This is a genomic window from Panacagrimonas perspica (assembly GCF_004364935.1).
Lineage (GTDB): Bacteria > Pseudomonadota > Gammaproteobacteria > Nevskiales > Nevskiaceae > Panacagrimonas > Panacagrimonas perspica.
The window spans coordinates 179,374-194,478 of sequence record NZ_SOBT01000010.1; the positions used below are offsets into that span (position 1 = coordinate 179,374).

15 protein-coding genes are annotated in these 15,105 nt (G+C 67.1%); 9 read left to right on the forward strand and 6 right to left on the reverse strand.

Features of this window, described 5'->3' with window-relative positions:
* Positions 1 to 8 precede the first annotated feature (8 nt).
* From DFR24_RS17555 to DFR24_RS17570, 4 genes are all read left to right on the forward strand, one after another.
* The gene (locus DFR24_RS17555) at positions 9 to 680 is read left to right on the forward strand and encodes an HvfX family Cu-binding RiPP maturation protein (RefSeq protein ID WP_133882724.1); all 672 of its coding nucleotides are present in this window, start codon (positions 9 to 11) and stop codon (positions 678 to 680) included.
* Positions 681 to 732: 52 nt separating this feature from the next.
* Positions 733 to 1,014 carry an HvfA family oxazolone/thioamide-modified RiPP metallophore gene (locus DFR24_RS17560; RefSeq protein ID WP_133882725.1) on the forward strand — a complete coding sequence of 94 codons (282 nt, stop codon included), beginning with the start codon at positions 733 to 735 and terminating at the stop codon, positions 1,012 to 1,014.
* Positions 1,015 to 1,088: 74 nt separating this feature from the next.
* Entirely contained in the window at positions 1,089 to 1,952 is an 864-nt protein-coding gene (locus tag DFR24_RS17565; RefSeq protein WP_133882726.1) for an HvfB family MNIO-type RiPP peptide maturase, read from the forward strand.
* The gene (locus tag DFR24_RS17570) at positions 1,921 to 2,703 is read left to right on the forward strand and encodes an HvfC family RiPP maturation protein (RefSeq protein WP_133882727.1); all 783 of its coding nucleotides are present in this window, start codon (positions 1,921 to 1,923) and stop codon (positions 2,701 to 2,703) included. The genes DFR24_RS17565 and DFR24_RS17570 overlap by 32 nt, the downstream gene beginning before the upstream one ends.
* 41 nt (positions 2,704 to 2,744) lie before the next feature.
* On the opposite strand, the gene DFR24_RS17575 is transcribed toward DFR24_RS17570, so the two are convergent.
* The 5 genes from DFR24_RS17575 to DFR24_RS17590 all read right to left on the reverse strand — a co-directional run bounded on the left by DFR24_RS17575 (position 2,745) and on the right by DFR24_RS17590 (position 8,820).
* Positions 2,745 to 3,212, reverse strand: a complete 468-nt coding sequence (locus tag DFR24_RS17575) for an LIC_13387 family protein (protein WP_210772552.1) — start codon at positions 3,210 to 3,212, stop codon at positions 2,745 to 2,747.
* A gap of 92 nt (positions 3,213 to 3,304) precedes the next feature.
* Positions 3,305 to 3,442 (reverse strand): hypothetical protein, encoded by a 138-nt coding sequence (locus DFR24_RS24490; RefSeq protein ID WP_162851294.1) that lies wholly within the window; start codon positions 3,440 to 3,442, stop codon positions 3,305 to 3,307.
* Complete coding sequence (gene cydB, locus DFR24_RS17580; protein WP_133882728.1) at positions 3,432 to 4,433, reverse strand: cytochrome d ubiquinol oxidase subunit II; 1,002 nt, start codon at positions 4,431 to 4,433, stop codon at positions 3,432 to 3,434. The genes DFR24_RS24490 and cydB overlap by 11 nt, the downstream gene beginning before the upstream one ends.
* Position 4,434: 1 nt before the next feature.
* The gene (locus tag DFR24_RS17585; protein ID WP_133882729.1) at positions 4,435 to 5,826 is read right to left on the reverse strand and encodes a cytochrome ubiquinol oxidase subunit I; all 1,392 of its coding nucleotides are present in this window, start codon (positions 5,824 to 5,826) and stop codon (positions 4,435 to 4,437) included.
* 249 nt (positions 5,827 to 6,075) lie between these two features.
* Entirely contained in the window at positions 6,076 to 8,820 is a 2,745-nt protein-coding gene (locus DFR24_RS17590; protein ID WP_162851295.1) for an adenylate/guanylate cyclase domain-containing protein, read from the reverse strand.
* Positions 8,821 to 8,932: 112 nt separating this feature from the next.
* On the opposite strand from DFR24_RS17590, the gene DFR24_RS17595 reads away from it, so the two are divergent.
* The 5 genes from DFR24_RS17595 (at position 8,933) to DFR24_RS17615 (ending at position 14,693) form a co-directional block, all read left to right on the forward strand.
* Complete coding sequence (locus tag DFR24_RS17595; protein WP_162851296.1) at positions 8,933 to 9,712, forward strand: DODA-type extradiol aromatic ring-opening family dioxygenase; 780 nt, start codon at positions 8,933 to 8,935, stop codon at positions 9,710 to 9,712.
* Between the two features lie 91 nt (positions 9,713 to 9,803).
* Positions 9,804 to 11,390 (forward strand): peptide chain release factor 3, encoded by a 1,587-nt coding sequence (locus DFR24_RS17600; RefSeq protein ID WP_133882732.1) that lies wholly within the window; start codon positions 9,804 to 9,806, stop codon positions 11,388 to 11,390.
* 132 nt (positions 11,391 to 11,522) lie between these two features.
* The gene (locus DFR24_RS17605) at positions 11,523 to 12,677 is read left to right on the forward strand and encodes an OmpA family protein (RefSeq protein ID WP_211346628.1); all 1,155 of its coding nucleotides are present in this window, start codon (positions 11,523 to 11,525) and stop codon (positions 12,675 to 12,677) included.
* 247 nt (positions 12,678 to 12,924) lie between these two features.
* Entirely contained in the window at positions 12,925 to 14,169 is a 1,245-nt protein-coding gene (locus DFR24_RS17610) for an MFS transporter (protein ID WP_133882733.1), read from the forward strand.
* Between the two features lie 8 nt (positions 14,170 to 14,177).
* Entirely contained in the window at positions 14,178 to 14,693 is a 516-nt protein-coding gene (locus DFR24_RS17615) for a hypothetical protein (protein ID WP_133882734.1), read from the forward strand.
* Positions 14,694 to 14,922: 229 nt separating this feature from the next.
* On the opposite strand, the gene DFR24_RS17620 is transcribed toward DFR24_RS17615, so the two are convergent.
* A complete protein-coding gene (locus tag DFR24_RS17620) occupies positions 14,923 to 15,084 on the reverse strand; it encodes a hypothetical protein (protein ID WP_210772375.1) in 162 nt (53 codons plus the stop codon).
* Positions 15,085 to 15,105 lie beyond the last annotated feature (21 nt).

The following is a 15,105-nucleotide window of genomic DNA, read 5'->3' on the forward strand; positions in this document are numbered from 1 at the left end:
GCCATCTCATGACATCTGCCCTGCTCCGCATTCGCACGTCGTACGACTCGCTGGTCGAGGCCTGCGGCCGCGCGGATTTCCTGGCGCCGCTGCTGCTGCGCTTGTACCTCGCGCCGGTCTTCTGGATGGCCGGCTGGACCAAGGCCATGAGCTTCGAGGACACCGTCACCTGGTTCGGCGCCGATGGCCTGGGCCTGCCGCTGCCCACCTTGATGGCCGTGCTGGCCACCGGCGCCGAACTGCTGGGCGGCCTCTGTCTCGCTGTCGGCCTGGCGGTTCGCCCGATCGCCGTTCCGCTGATGCTGACGATGCTGGTGGCCATCCTGTCGGTGCACTGGCCCAACGGCTGGCTGGCCGTCGCAGAACCGCAGGGGCTGTTCGCGAACCAGCGGACGATGGAAGCGGCCGAACGCCTGTCACAGATCAAGGCGATCCTGCGCGAGCACGGTGACTACGACTATCTCACCGGCAAGGGCAGCCTCGTGATCCTGAACAACGGGATCGAATTTGGGGCAACCTACTTCCTGATGCTGCTGTCCCTGTTCTTCACCGGGGCTGGCCGCTGGTTCAGCGTGGATTACTGGATCGGCTCCAGGCTGGCCCCTGTTCACGCACGGCGGCCTGCGTCCGGCACGATGGCGCCGACGTATGTGTCCTCGCAGATCGCGCCGCGAAACTAGTTCAAAGCCTCATCAATCGGGCCCTTTCGGGCCTCAATCAAGGAGAATCACCATGACCAATACCCCGTCCAAGAAGCCCCTCGCCGTCGTCCTCGGCGCCGCGTTCGCGCTCACCGGCATGACCGCACACGCCTCCGTGTTCCAGACCACCGATCTGAGCTCGGGCTACACCGTGGCGGTGGCTGGCGACGACAAGGCCGGCGACCACAAGTGCGGCGAGAAGAAGACCGGTGAAGGCAAGTGCGGCGAGAAGAAGGACGAAAAGAAAGCCGGCGAAGGCAAGTGCGGTGAAGGCAAGTGCGGCGAGAAGAAGGAAGAGAAGAAGGGCGGCTGAGGCCTTTCGCGCGATGCAGCCGGGAACGTCCGGCTGCATCGCACTCTTTGGATCATCCCATCGACTCGAACCGCATGACGGCGATCACGCCACACGTTCAAGGTGCGGGTCTCGGCCTTCGACGTGAATTGCTGACCCCGCTCGCCGACGCCGAAGCATCCGCGTCGGGCATCGGCTTTCTCGAGGTCGCGCCCGAAAACTGGATGGGCGTGGGTGGCCGCCTGGGACGCAAGTTCCGCTCGTTCACCGAGCGCTTCAAGTTCGTCACACACGGCCTGTCGCTCTCGATCGGCGGCCCGGCTCCACTGGACGAAGACTTCGTGCGCGGGCTCAAGGCCTTCCTCGACCTTCACCGCATCGCGGACTACACCGAACATCTGACGTGGTGCTCCGACGACGGACACCTGTACGACCTGATGCCGATTCCGTTCACCGACGAAGCGGTCGAGTACGTCGCCGCGCGCGTTCGCCGCGTGCAGGACATCCTCGAGCGCCGCATCGCCCTGGAGAACGCGAGCTACTACGCGGCGCCGGGTCAGCAACTCAGCGAGATCGAGTTCATTCGCGCCGTCATCGAACGCGCCGATTGCGATCTGCTGCTCGACGTCAACAATCTCTGGGTCAACAGCATCAACCATCGCTACGACCCCGACCGCTTTCTGGATCAGCTTCCGCTGGAGCGCGTGCGCTACGTGCACGTCGCCGGACATTACGTCGAGGCCGAAGACCTGCGCGTCGACACGCACGGCTCGGATGTCGTCGAGCCGGTGTGGGCGCTGCTCGAACGCACCTACGCGAAGCTCGGTCCGGTGCCGACGCTGCTCGAGCGCGACTTCAACATTCCGCCGCTGCCGGAACTGATGCGCGAGCTGGATCAGATCCACCACCTCCAGGCACGCCATCGCCGTGACCCGCAGTCCCGCCGCGCAGCAGCCTGATCTGCGGACGCTGCAGGCGCGCTTTTCTGCGCACCTGCGGGATCCGTCGCGCCATCCGCCGCCCGAGGGCATCGAAGACCGGCGGCTGAAGATCTATCGCGACCTGTTCTACAACAACGTCGAGGATTTTCTCGCGAACGCCTTCCCGGTGATCCGCGCGCTGTCCGCCGACACGGTCTGGCATGCCCGCGTGCGCGATTTCTACGCGCGCCATCGCTCTTCCGCGCCGCAGTTCTACCGGCTCGCCGAGGAGTTCCTGAATTTCCTGCAGCACGAGCGCGGCGAGCATCCGGACGATCCGCCGTTTCTCGCCGAGCTGGCGCACTACGAGTGGGTCGAACTGGCGCTGGGCATTTCCGAAGCGGAGCTGACGCCGGAGCTGGCCGATCCCAATGGCGATCCGCTGGAGCAGCCGCCGGCCCTGTCGCCGCTGGCCTGGCCGCTGGCCTACGTGTGGCCGGTTCACCGCATCGGGCCGGACGTGCAGCCGACGCAGCCGCCGGCGCAGCCCACCTACCTGGTCGTCTACCGCACGCGTCAGGACGACGTGAAATTCATGGAGATCAATGCCGTCAGTGCGCGGCTGATGCAATTGATCGAAGAGAACCCGCAGGCCAGCGGGCGCACGCTGCTGCTGCAGATCGCGGGTGAGTTGCAGCATCCGGAGCCTTCGCAGATCGTCGAGGCCGGTCGCGGCATGCTCGCCGGCTTGCGCGAGCGCGACATCCTGCTCGGCACGCGTCACGGCTGAAGCGGAACACCGCTTCCGTAGCCCGGACGAAGTCCGGGGTGTCACTCCGGTATCGAATGGCTCCCGGACTGCGTCCGGGCTACGGTGGCGCCGACTGGCGCCACCGCTATCGCGCCCAGATAGCACGCTGTCGCGATCAGCAACCCCGTGACCGGCATCCGGAACCAGTAGCGCAGTCCCAGCACCAGGTAGCCGAGCAAGGTCAGCAAACCCAGGCCGAGCAGGAACGTCGACGCGAATAGCATCGCGCCATGGAACAGCGCGAGGTACGCATAGATGGCGCCGAACAGCATCGGACCCATGCTGTGGCTGCCGTTGAACCCGATCCAGGCGTTCCACATGCTCGTCCTGCGCGTGAGCTGAGGCGCGTCCTGCTTCATCCGCACTTCGGTCTGCGGATCACGCGGATGGAACTTGCGCGATGCGAATGTCAGCCACAGATGTCCGGTTCCCATCGAGAACGCCATCGCGGCGCTTGCTGCCATCAGCCCTTGTGCCAGCGAGATCATGTCGCTCCGCCTCGTTCCATAGCCCGGACGCAGTCCGGGATCTTTTCGTGGCTCGAAGACGGATCCCGGACTGCGTCCGGGCTACGCGATCGTCAGCCTCCGACGATCCGCGCCATCACCGCCTTCAGCACGAACACCACCCCACCGAACAGCGCGACACCCGTCGCCCAGATCAACACGAACCATAGCCACTGACGCCCGCCAGAATCCGGCGGCGTTTCAGTGGGCATAGCTGGCTCCCGGCTTGACCTTGCCGCGGAACACCCAATACGCGTACGCCGTGTAGATCATCACCATCGGCAGCGAGAAGGCCAGCGCCACCAGCACGAAGCGCTGCGACGTCTCGGGCGCCGCGGCCGCGTGCACCGTCAGGCTCGGCGGCACGATGTGCGGCCACAGGCTGATGCCGATGCCGATGTAGCCCAGCGCGAACAACGCGATCGCGTAGAAGAACGGGGCGTAGTGCGCCTGGTTGCGGATCTCGCGATACAGCGAGATCGCCACGACCGCCGTCGCGATCGGCACCGGCGACAGGCTCAACCAATGGGTGCCGCCGAACCAGCGTTCCGCGATCGCCGGAAATTTCAGCGGCGTGTAGATCGACACCACCGTCAGGACCAGCAGCGAGACCAGCAACGCGCGCGTGGCGGCACGCTTCGCAAACCCCTGCAGCTCTCCTTCCGTCTTCAGGTTCAGCCAGGTCGCTCCCAGCAGCGCGTAGCCGCCGACGACACCGACGCCGACGACGATCGAGAACGGCGTCAGCCAGTCGAACGGCCCGCCGGCGAACTGGCGGCCCTGGATCTTCACGCCTTCGAGCAGCCCGCCCAGCAGCAGGCCCTGGCTGAAGGCAGCCACCGTCGATCCCACCGAGAACGCGCGATTCCACCAGTGCCGCGTGGCCTTGGCCTTCACGCGAAACTCGAAGGCCACGCCGCGGAAGATCAGCGCGAACAGCAGCGTCATGATCGGCACGTAGAACGCCGGCAACGCGATGGCGTAGGCCAGCGGAAACGCGGCGAACAGCACGATGCCGCCCAGGATCAGCCAGGTCTCGTTGCCGTCCCAGATCGGCGCGATGCAGGCGATCGCCGTGTCGCGCGTGTCCTCGTCGGGCATCAGCGGAAACAGGATGCCGACACCCAGATCGAAGCCGTCAAGAATGACGTAGGCACCGACGCCGAACACGATCACGCCGGCCAGCACGAGCGTCAGGTCCATGTCAGAGGTTCTCCTTGACGCCCACCGACGGCGGATCCTGCGTCAGCTCCGCGGGCCGCGCGCCGCGCATGACTTCGGGGTGGATCGTCGGCAGGCTCGGCCCGGTCTGCACGAGCTTGAACACGTAGTACAGGTAGGCGATCAACAGCAGGCCGTAGACCAGCACGAAGATCGTCAACGACGTCGCCACCGACGCGGCCGGAATATCCGAGACGCCCTCGTGCGTGCGGATCAGCCCATGCACGAGCCAGGGCTGGCGACCGGTCTCGGCCACGATCCATCCGGCGAGCGTCGCGATGAAACCCAGCGGCGTGGCGACCACGAACGCGCGCAACATCAGGCGATCCTGCTCGAGCTTGCCGCCGACCCATCGCCACACACCCCAGGCGCCGAGCAGCAGGAACAGGAATCCCAGCCCCGCCATCACGCGGAAACCGAAGAACACCGGCAGCACCGGCGGCTGCATCTCCGGCGGCACCGAGCCGAGTCCCTGGATCTCGCCATCCAGATCGTGCGACAGGATCAGGCTCGCGAGCTTCGGAACGGCGATCTCGAAATGATTCTGCTGCGCCTTCTGGTCGGGAATGGCGAACACCAGCAGCGGCGCGCCGCGCGTGGTGTGCCACAGGCCTTCCATCGCCGCGACCTTGATCGGCTGATGTTCCCGCACGTTGAGGCCGTGGAAATCGCCGACGACGATCTGCAGCGGCGCCGCGATGGCCAGCACCGTGATCGCCGTGCGCAGACCCGCGAGCCCCGCGCCTCGATACACGTCCTTCCACAGGCACCATGCCGATCCGCCGGCCACGACGAGCGAGGCGGTGATCGACGATGCCAGCAGCATGTGCGTGAGCCGGTACGGGAACGAGGGATTGAACACGACAGCCCACCAGTCCGTCGGCACGAGTTGTCCGTTGATCCACTCGGCGCCCTGCGGCGTGTGCATGAAGCTGTTGGCCGACAGGACCCAGAACGCGGAGTTCGTCGTGCCCAGCGCCACCAGAAGGCTCGCGAGGAAATGCAGGCGCGGACCAACCTTGTCCCAGCCGAACAGCATGATGCCGAGGAAGCCCGCTTCGACGAAGAACGCGGTCAGCACTTCGACCGACAGCAAGGGGCCCAGCACCGGCCCGGCCAGGTCGGAGAAACGCGAGAAGTTGGTCCCGATCTCGTAGCTCAGCACCAGACCCGAGACCACGCCCATGCCGAACGTCAGCGCGAAGATCTTGACCCAGAACCGGTAGAGCTCGAGCCAGTAGGCGCGCTGCGTGCGCCGCCACGCCGCTTCGAAGCACACCAGGAACCAGGCCAGACCAATGGTCAGCGTCGGAAACAGGATGTGGAATCCGATGGTGAAGCCGAACTGGATTCGCGACAGCAGCAGAGCGTCCACGTACGTCCTCTGATATTCGTCGCGGCCCACCGCTCGTACCGAGTCTTGTGCAGGACGCGAAGGGCTGCTCCTCCGACGTCGTGAATGATCCGCCCCTTGCCGCGCTTTGTCATTCGCGTGTGCGACGACGTCGGCGGTCGCGGGTTCTCACATGTTCCCGAACGTGCGCGAAGTCTTCGTGCCCCCGTAGCCCGGGCGAAGCCCGGGGTTTTCCTGATCGATGAAACAGGATCCCGGGCTTCGCCCGGGCTACGGGGTGCGCGCGCCGACGGCTTCGGACAGCACGTCGCGCGCCTGCAACATCGCGTAGGACCGGATCCTGCACAGCAGGTCGCCGTCCAGGCAGCCTTCGAGCCGCGCCTGCAGTTCATCGCGCAGCGCCTTGTCCGCCGGCTCGCGCTCGTAGCCGACCTCGGCATACAGCGCGTCGGCGGCAAAGGCATAGCGCGCCGCAAGGGGCTCGTTCCCCGCGGTCTGAATTTCCACCGCGGCGAGCCGCTCGAGCGCTTCGGGCGCCAGATGCGAGGCGCCGACCTCCAGCGAGATGCGGCCGACCTCGACGAAGTTGCGGCGCGCCTGTGCGATGTCGCCCTTGCGCAGCAGCGCCAGCCCGGCCGTCGACAACACGTGCGCGACGCCTTCGAGGCTGCCGAGTTCGCGAAACGTGTCGGCGCCGGCGGTGGCCAGGCGCAGCGCCTCGTCGTATTCGCCGATCTCGATCAGCCCCACCGCGAGATTGTTCGACAGGCGCGCGCGATCGAAACGCCAGCCGCGAAGCTCGGCCTCCGCAAGCCGCTCGCGCAGCCGCGGCACCGCCTCGGCATAGCGGCTCTGCTGCAGCATCAGCGTGGCGAGCTCGGTGTCGACGACGAACCGGCGATACGGATCGTCGACGCCCGCGAGGATCTGCGACTGCTCGAGCAGCAGCGTCTCGGCCGCCGCGTAATCGCCACGATCGCGCGCGCAGGTGGTGAGCTGTTTCAGCGCCTCGACACGCGTCTGCACGTCGTTCATCTGGATCGCCAGTCGCAGCGCTTCGCGCAGCAGGCTCTCGACGCGCGCGGGCTCGGATCCGCGCAACAGGCGCCCGAGCGCGATCAGCAGATGCGCCCGCGCCTGCGGATCATCGCTGGGCAGGGCCTCGGCTCGCTGCGTCCATTCGATGCCTTCCTGCAGGCGTCCACGCTTGATCCAGAAATGCGCCAGCGCCGTCGTCAGCCGGATGGTCGGGTCGTGCGCACCGAGGCGATGGCCGATGTCCAGCGCCGCGCGCAGGTTGTCCTGCTCGAGCACGAGGCGCTGCATCCATTGCGGCCCCTGGGCACCGGTGATGCGCGGCACCGCGTTCCGCGCCATCGTCAGGGCCCAGGCCAGCAGCCCACGCTGCACACCCAGCGAATCGCCGGCGTGAAGTTTCTCGCGGGCGAACTCGCGCAGCGTCTCGAGCATCCCGTAGCGGTGATCGTCACTGGCAGGGAATCCCAGGCGATACGTGACCAGCGATTTGTCGACCAGCGCGGTCAGCAGGTCGGCCATGTCTTCCACCGGCAAGCCATCGCCGGCGCACACGGCCTCGGCCGCAGCGAGGTCCCAGCCGTCGGCGAACACGGCGAGACGATCGAACAGCAGCCGCTCCGACGCAGACAGTGTTTCGTAGCTCCACTCCACGGTGGCGCGCAGCGTCCGGTGGCGCGACCCGGTATCGCGCGCGCTGCCGGACAGCAGGCGGAAGCGATCCTTCAGACGCAGCGCGATCTCGCCGACGGGCAGGGCGCGGGCACGGCTGGCCGCCAGTTCCAGCGCCAGCGGCATGCCGTCGAGGCGGCGGCAGATCTCGCCGACGGATTCCGCCGTGCGGCTGTCGAGCGTGAAGTCCGCGCGGTGCGAATGGATGCGCTCGACCAGCAGGCGCGCAGCCTCGGACAGCTCGCCGCCCTCGCCCTGCGTCGCCAGCGGATCCATTCGCAGCACCTGCTCGCCCGACAGGTACAGCGGCTCACGCGACGTCGCCAGCACCCGCACTCCCGCGGCCGCCGCCAGCGTGCCGGCGATGCGCGCGGCAATGGCCAGCAGGTGCTCGCAGTTGTCGAGGATCAGCAGGACCGATCGCGATTCGAGGTATGCGGCGATCGAATCCAGCAGCGGCCGCTCGCCTTCTTCGGCGATGCCCAGGGCGTACGCACAGGCGCGTATCGCCGTTTCGTCGTCGTGCGCAGGAGCCAGCTCGACCAGCCACACGCCATCGCCGAAGAACGGCAGCAGGTCGCCGCCGACCTCGAGCGCCAGTCGCGTCTTGCCGACCCCTCCGGGGCCGACGGCAGTGACCAGGCTGCGCTCGCGCAGCAGTTGCCCGAGGCGCGCGCGCTCGTCGACGCGTCCGATGAACGAGGTGGCCGAGCGCGGCAGGTTGTGTCCGCGGACCGACAGCGTCCTGGGCAGGGGGAACTCGGATCGCAAACCCGGGTGGCAGAGCTGCAGCAGACGCTCCGGCTGCGGAAAATCCTTCAGCCGGAAGCTGCCGAGATCGCGCAGACTGCAGCCATCGGGAAGCCGCCCGGCGGCCGCCTCGCCGGTCGCGGTGGAGACCAGCACCTGGCCGCCGTGGCCCGCTGCCGAGACGCGCGCGGTCTGGTGGACCGCCAGCGAGATGTAGCTGTCGCCGTAAGGCTCGGCCTCGCCGGTGTGCACGCCGACGCGGATCGCCAGGCGCACGTCCTGCGGCCAGGCCTGTGCGTCGATGGCCGCCTGCGCCTGCAGACAGGCACAGATCGCGCCCGCTGCATCGGTGAAGACGCAGAAGCAGGCATCCCCCTCGTGTCCGACGACATGGCCGCCATGAGCGCGCGTGGCCTCGCTGACGAGCTCGCGGTGGCGGAACATCAACGAACGGAAATCGTCGCCAAGCCGGCGCAGCAGCCCGGTCGAACCCTCGATGTCGGTGATGACGAAAGTGACCCGGCCGCGCGGCAGTGCGGAGGTGGGCTCGGCGGTCATCCCCGGGGTCATGCGGCAACTGTAGCGGAAGGGTGCGCGCGCTCGCGTGACGCGCCGGACTTCTCGATCGACGGCCCTTGATCGGGCCCCCATGCGCCACCACCATGTCTGCATGACCACCGCCCCCAACCCGCGCAGCCTGTTCCTCGGCCACGGCGCACCGACGCTGGCCCTGAGCGCCCATCCCGCCACGCAGGCGATGCGGACCCTCGGCCTGCGGCTGGCCACGCCGCGCGCGGTGATCGTGGTCTCGCCGCATCGCTACGCCGCCGGCTTCGACGTGGGCGGCAGCGAACGCTTCACCGCATGGCACGACTTCCAGGGCTTCCCGGCCCCGCTGTACGCGTTGCAGTATTCCCCGCCGGGCGACCCGGCCCTGGCGGACCGCGTGTCCGCGGCCATTCGCGACCAGGGCCTGCCGAGCCAGGTCTCGGACGATGCCCGCATCGATCACGGCATCTGGGTGCCGCTGCGCCTGCTGTGGCCGAACGCCGACGTCCCGGTGATTCCGGTGGCGAGCACGCGCGCCGGGCCTGAACCTCACCTCGCGCTGGGCCGCGCGCTGAAGCCGTTCACCGACGAGGGCTGCATCGTCATCGGCACGGGCAGCATCACGCACAACCTCGGCGACCTGGATTTCGGCAACGAATACGCGCCGGTCCAGCCCTGGGCGCAGGCTTTCGACGACTGGATCGCCGAGAACCTGGTCCGCCGCGACGAGGCGGCCCTGGCGCGTTATCGCCAGCAGGCGCCGAACGCCGTGCACGCGCACCCGACCGACGAGCACCTGATGCCGCTGTTCGCGGCGCTGGCGGCCGGCGGCGCAGCCCAGCCGACGTTTCGCGGCTTCAGCCACGGCACGATCAGCCTGTCGGCCTACGAATTCGCCTGAGCCCCGGGGGCCGTCGGCCACCGGCGCCCCTGAACGGCACACGGCGCAAGCCGTAAACTCGCGGCCCTTTCCGGAGTTTCGCGGTCCTTCGATGTCCAACGTTGCCGATCAGGCGCTGCTGCGCCGCACCTTCGCGATCATCAGCCACCCGGACGCGGGCAAGACCACGCTCACGGAAAAGCTGCTGCTGTTCGGCGGCGCCATCCAGCTCGCCGGCACCGTGAAGGGCCGCAAGGCCACGCGCCACGCGACCTCGGACTGGATGGCGCTCGAACAGCAGCGCGGCATCTCGATCACGACCTCGGTGATGCAGTTCCCGTACAAGGACCGCATCGTGAACCTGCTCGACACGCCGGGTCACGAGGACTTCTCCGAAGACACCTACCGCACGCTGACGGCGGTGGATTCGGCGCTGATGGTCATCGACGCCGCCAAGGGCGTGGAGACGCGCACGATCAAGCTGATGGAAGTCTGCCGCCTGCGCGACACGCCGATCATCAGCTTCGTCAACAAGCTCGACCGCGAGGGCCGGCCGCCGCTGGAACTGCTTGACGAGATCGAGAAGGTGCTGGGCCTGCAATGCACGCCGATCACCTGGCCGTTGGGCATGGGCCGCGAGTTCAAGGGTGTGTATCACCTGCTCGAGGACCGCTTCTATCTCTATTCGGGCGACAAGCACCGCATCTCGGAGATCGAGACCGTCGACGGCCTGCTCTCGCCCGGGCTGGGCGATCGATTCGGGCAGAGCTACCAGACGCTGCGCGACGAGATCGAGCTGCTGCAGATGGCTGGCACCGAGTTCGATCTCGACAAATACCGTGCCGCGAAGCTGACGCCGGTTTTCTTCGGTTCGGCGATCAGCAATTTCGGCGTTCGCGAACTTTTGAACGGCTTCGTCGAATGGGCGCCGCCGCCGCAGCCGCGCGCCACCGACGCGCGCGATGTGGAACCCACCGAAAGCAAGTTCAGCGGCTTCGTGTTCAAGATCCAGGCGAACATGGATCCCAAGCATCGTGACCGCGTCGCGTTCCTGCGCGTGTGCTCCGGCGCCTACCGGCGCGGCATGGCGCTGCACAGCGTGCGCCTCGGCGGACCGGTGCGCATTTCCAGTGCGCTGACCTTCATGGCCTCGGATCGCGAGACGGTGGAAGAAGCCTGGCCCGGCGACATCATCGGCCTGCACAACCACGGCAACATCGCCATCGGCGATGCGCTGACCGAAGGCGAGACGCTGCGCTTTCTCGGAATTCCCAACTTCGCGCCCGAACTGTTCCGGCGCGTGGTGCTGCGCGATCCACTGAAGGCCAAGCAGTTGAACAAGGGCCTCGACCAGCTTTGCGAGGAGGGCGCCACGCAGGTGTACCGGCCGCTGACCAACAACGACATCATCCTGGGCGCCGTCGGCACGCTGCAGTTCGACGTGGTCCAGTTCCGGCTGCGCGACGAATACAACGTGGAATCCAGCTTCGAACCGGTCTCGGTCCACTGCGCCCGATGGGTCGATTGCCCGGACCCGGCGCTGTTCAACGCCTTCGTCGACAAGAACGAAACGCGCATGGCGCGCGACCACTACGGGGACCTCGTCTACCTTGCGAGCTCTTCGGTGAATCTGTCGATGACCCGCGAGCGCCATCCCGAAGTGCGCTTCCTGGACACCAAGGAACACGCGCGCGCCTGAGTCCGGGCTGACGGCGGTTCAGTCGAGATTCATGCGGACGGGTCAAAAACGCACGTGCTTAATCCAAAATGCCTCCGTGAGCACCGCAGCGCTGCGCGACGGCGGCCAACTACACCGGATGGGAGAAACAACGTGAAAAAAAGCTTGGGAATTTGGTGCGCGGGCTCGGCCCTGGCGCTGGCCGCCACGGCCGTATCCGCACAGACGTTCGACGACTCCAAGTACGTCGGCCTGATGGGCCTGGGCTACTTTCCGGACAAGGACCTGAACCTGGACGACGGTGGTGGTGCGCGCGGCTATTTCGGCCTTCCGCTGACGCCGGGCCTCAACCTCGAGATCAACGCCTGGGGCTACGGCGCGGACCCCGAGGACGACAATCTCGCCTACCTCAAGCAGTACGGCGGCGGCATCGACCTGATGGCGCCGTTCAGCCGCGGCAAGGTCGCCCCGTTCTTCCTGATCGGCGGTGGCTACAACCGCGCCAAGAGCGACGATCTGGGTAAAACCGACAACGGCTACGCGAACGCCGGCCTCGGCATGCTGTTCGACCTGGGTCGCGGTTGGGCGCTGCGTGCCGAAGGCCGCTACGTCGCCTTCTTCCCGGACGGCAAAGCCGATCTTCCGGACGGCCATTACGACGACGTCGTTGCGGGCCTGGGCCTGCAGTACACGTTCCAGAAGCCGCAGGCCGCCGCTCCGCCGCCGCCCCCGCCTCCTCCCCCGCCGCCTGCGCAGCCGAAGGACAGCGATGGTGACGGCGTGCTCGACTCGGTCGATCAGTGCCCGAACACACCCAAGGGCGTGCAGGTGGATACGCGCGGTTGCCCGCTGGATTCCGACGGCGACGGCGTGCCCGATTACCTCGACAAGTGCCCCAACACAACCAAGGGCCTGAAGGTCGACGCGACGGGTTGCGTGCGGGATGCGCAGACCATCGTGCTGCAGAACGTCAACTTCGAGTTCAACAAGGCGACGCTGACGGCGGATGCGAAGGGCGTGCTCAACGATGTCGCGAAGGGTCTGGTGAGCCAGAAAGATCTGCGGGTCGAGATCGCCGGGCACACGGATTCCAAGGGCAGCGATGCGTACAACCTGAACCTGTCCAACGGCCGCGCGGCTTCGGTGAAGTCGTACCTGATCTCCCAGGGCGTCGGATCGAGCCAGCTGGTGTCGAAGGGCTACGGCGAAGGACAGCCGGTGGCCACCAACGACACCGATGCGGGCCGTGCGCAGAACCGCCGCGTCGAGTTCCGCGTGCTCAGCCAGCCGGGCGCCAGCCTGCGGTAAGCCTCACGCGATAGCAGTCGGTCACGAGAGCCCGGGCACGAAAGTGCCCGGGCTTTTTTCGTGGCACCCGTAGCCCGGACGAAGTCCGGGGCTTTTCCCTTCTCAAAGCGGGAGTCCCGGGCTTCGCCCGGGCTACAAGTGACCGCGTAATGACAGCGCGCTGAAAGCCGGAAAAGGCTCTCCGCGAGGTGTCCTCTGCGACAATCCCTCGCCCGCTTCGACGCCGCCGTAGTCGCCGCTCCCCCGCATGACCGAACCCGTTCCGCGCCACGACGCTTTTGCGGCGCTGCGCATTCCCAATTTCCGCAACCTGATGGGGGGCACGTTCCTCATCACCTGCGGGCTCCAGATGCAGCGGGTGGCACTGGGCTACACGCTCTACCTGCTGACGCGTGATCCGCTGTCGCTGGGCCTGCTCGGACTGGCCGAGGCGATCCCGTTCATGGGCCTTGCGCTGTTCGGCGGCCACATGGCGGACCGGCGCGACAAGCGCCGGATGATGCAGGTCGCCGGCGCGGTCTTCATGAGTGGCACGCTGCTGCTGTTCTTCGCGTCGCTGATGCGCAGCCACGTGTCCGACGCGCTGCTCGCCGGACTGATCTACGTCGTGGTCTTCATCGAAGGACTCGCACGCGGCCTGTACAGCCCGGCGTCGTCGTCGCTCAAGCCCTTCCTGGTGCCGCGCGAGCACTACGGCAACTCGGCGACGTGGAGCAGCATGTCCTGGCAGGCCGGCGCCATCCTCGGTCCGGCGCTGGGCGGCTTCGTGTTCGCCGCGATCGGACTTCCCGGCACGCTGGCGGTCGTCGTAGGACTGATCGTCATCAATATCCTGCTGACCGGCGCCATCGATCCGCCGGCAGCCGCGAAGCAAGTGGCGTCGAAGGACCCGCTGTGGCGCAGCCTCGGCGAAGGCTTGGCCTATGTCTGGCGCACGCCGATCATCCTGTACTCGATCTCGCTCGACATGTTCTCGGTGCTGTTCGGCGGCGTGATGGCGATCCTGCCGATCTTCGCGGAAGACATCCTGCGCGTCGGCCCCGAGGGCATGGGCATTCTTCGCGCGGCGCCCGCCGTGGGCGCCGTGGGGACGATGCTGATCTGCGCCTGGTGGCCGCCCACGCGCCATGCCTGGCGCAACCTGCTGTGGTCGGTGCTCGGCTTCGGCGTCGCGACGCTGGTCTTCGGACTCTCGACGAACTTCTGGATCTCGATGGTCGCGCTCGCCGCCAGCGGCGCGTTCGACAGCGTCAGCGTCGTGATCCGCGGCACCATCGTGCAGAGCCTCACCGAAGACCACATGCGCGGTCGCGTGGCCGCGGTGAACAGCGTGTTCGTATCGGCCTCCAACGAGCTCGGTGCCTTCGAATCTGGGGTCGCGGCCAAGCTGCTGGGCGTCGTGCCCTCGGTCGTCTTCGGTGCGGCGGCGACCTTCGCGACGGTGGCCTACATCTGGCGCCGTTCGCGCACACTGTTCGCCGTGCGACTCTGAAGATGCCCATGGCCACGAATCGGATCCTGCGACGAGAGTTTGAGATCGACCCTGACGCGGTGGTCGCCGCGTCACGGCGCAGCCTGCTGGTACGCGCCAGCGGGGTGCTCCTGCTGGTCGCGCTGTTCGGCGCGGTCGTGAACACCTGGGTGCCGCAGACGATGCATCGCGTCGCCTGGAGCTTCGCGGTGGCGATCCTGGCGGTCTACGCCGCCGTGGAGGTGTCGTCGCTGCGCTGGGCGCGCCGCAGCGCCAAGACGATGGTCCTGCGCCTGGCGCCAGATGCGCTTGAACTGCAGATCGGCGTGGGCCGCCACCGCATGCCCTACGCCGACCTCGGCATCGCGCGCGTGCGCCTGTCCGGCGGCAAGGTACGCCGCGTCGAATTGCACAGCGCCCACAACGGCCGCGTCGCTCTGGCCGGCTTTCGCAACATGGACGAGCTGGCGGAGTCGCTCACCGCGGCGATCGCGCAGGCGCGGGCGGATTCGGGGACGTCCGCCTCTCCTCCGTCGCCCCCGTAGCCCGGACGAAGTCCGGGATCGCCGCTCTGCCGTCCGAAGAATCCGTCGGTGTGGATGTTCGGGTCGATGGCGTTCATCGGCTTTTCAGGATGTCAAAAAGCAACAAAGGCGAACGCAAAGGAGCAAAGGGAAAAAGAAAGGACGCAAAGGAATGCATGACACATCCTTTGCGTCCTTTCTCGGCTTTTCTCCGCGCCTTTGCGCTAGCCGTTGCTTCTGTTTCGAGGAATCAAACCAACTTCTTGAAGTCCGGCTTGCGCTTCTCGTTGGAAGCCTCGACGCCTTCCTTGCATTCGTCGCTCCGGTAGTAGCCCTTCACCGCCGCGATGCCCAGGTAGCTCAGGCCGCGGATGTTCCCGGAGTCGGCGTTGAACGAACGCTTGGCGATCACGATCGCGGTGGCGACAGCGAG

Coding starts and splice junctions, on each gene's coding strand:
- DFR24_RS17560 (WP_133882725.1), top strand. CDS start 733: ATGACCAATACCCCGTCCAAGAAGCCCCTCGCCGTCGTCCTCGGCGCC.
- DFR24_RS17595 (WP_162851296.1), top strand. CDS start 8,933: ATGACCACCGCCCCCAACCCGCGCAGCCTGTTCCTCGGCCACGGCGCA.
- DFR24_RS17590 (WP_162851295.1), bottom strand. CDS start 8,820: ATGACCGCCGAGCCCACCTCCGCACTGCCGCGCGGCCGGGTCACTTTC.
- DFR24_RS24490 (WP_162851294.1), bottom strand. CDS start 3,442: ATGCCCACTGAAACGCCGCCGGATTCTGGCGGGCGTCAGTGGCTATGG.
- DFR24_RS17610 (WP_133882733.1), top strand. CDS start 12,925: ATGACCGAACCCGTTCCGCGCCACGACGCTTTTGCGGCGCTGCGCATT.
- DFR24_RS17575 (WP_210772552.1), bottom strand. CDS start 3,212: ATGATCTCGCTGGCACAAGGGCTGATGGCAGCAAGCGCCGCGATGGCG.
- DFR24_RS17555 (WP_133882724.1), top strand. CDS start 9: ATGACATCTGCCCTGCTCCGCATTCGCACGTCGTACGACTCGCTGGTC.
- cydB (WP_133882728.1), bottom strand. CDS start 4,433: ATGGACCTGACGCTCGTGCTGGCCGGCGTGATCGTGTTCGGCGTCGGT.
- DFR24_RS17565 (WP_133882726.1), top strand. CDS start 1,089: ATGACGGCGATCACGCCACACGTTCAAGGTGCGGGTCTCGGCCTTCGA.
- DFR24_RS17615 (WP_133882734.1), top strand. CDS start 14,178: ATGGCCACGAATCGGATCCTGCGACGAGAGTTTGAGATCGACCCTGAC.
- DFR24_RS17600 (WP_133882732.1), top strand. CDS start 9,804: ATGTCCAACGTTGCCGATCAGGCGCTGCTGCGCCGCACCTTCGCGATC.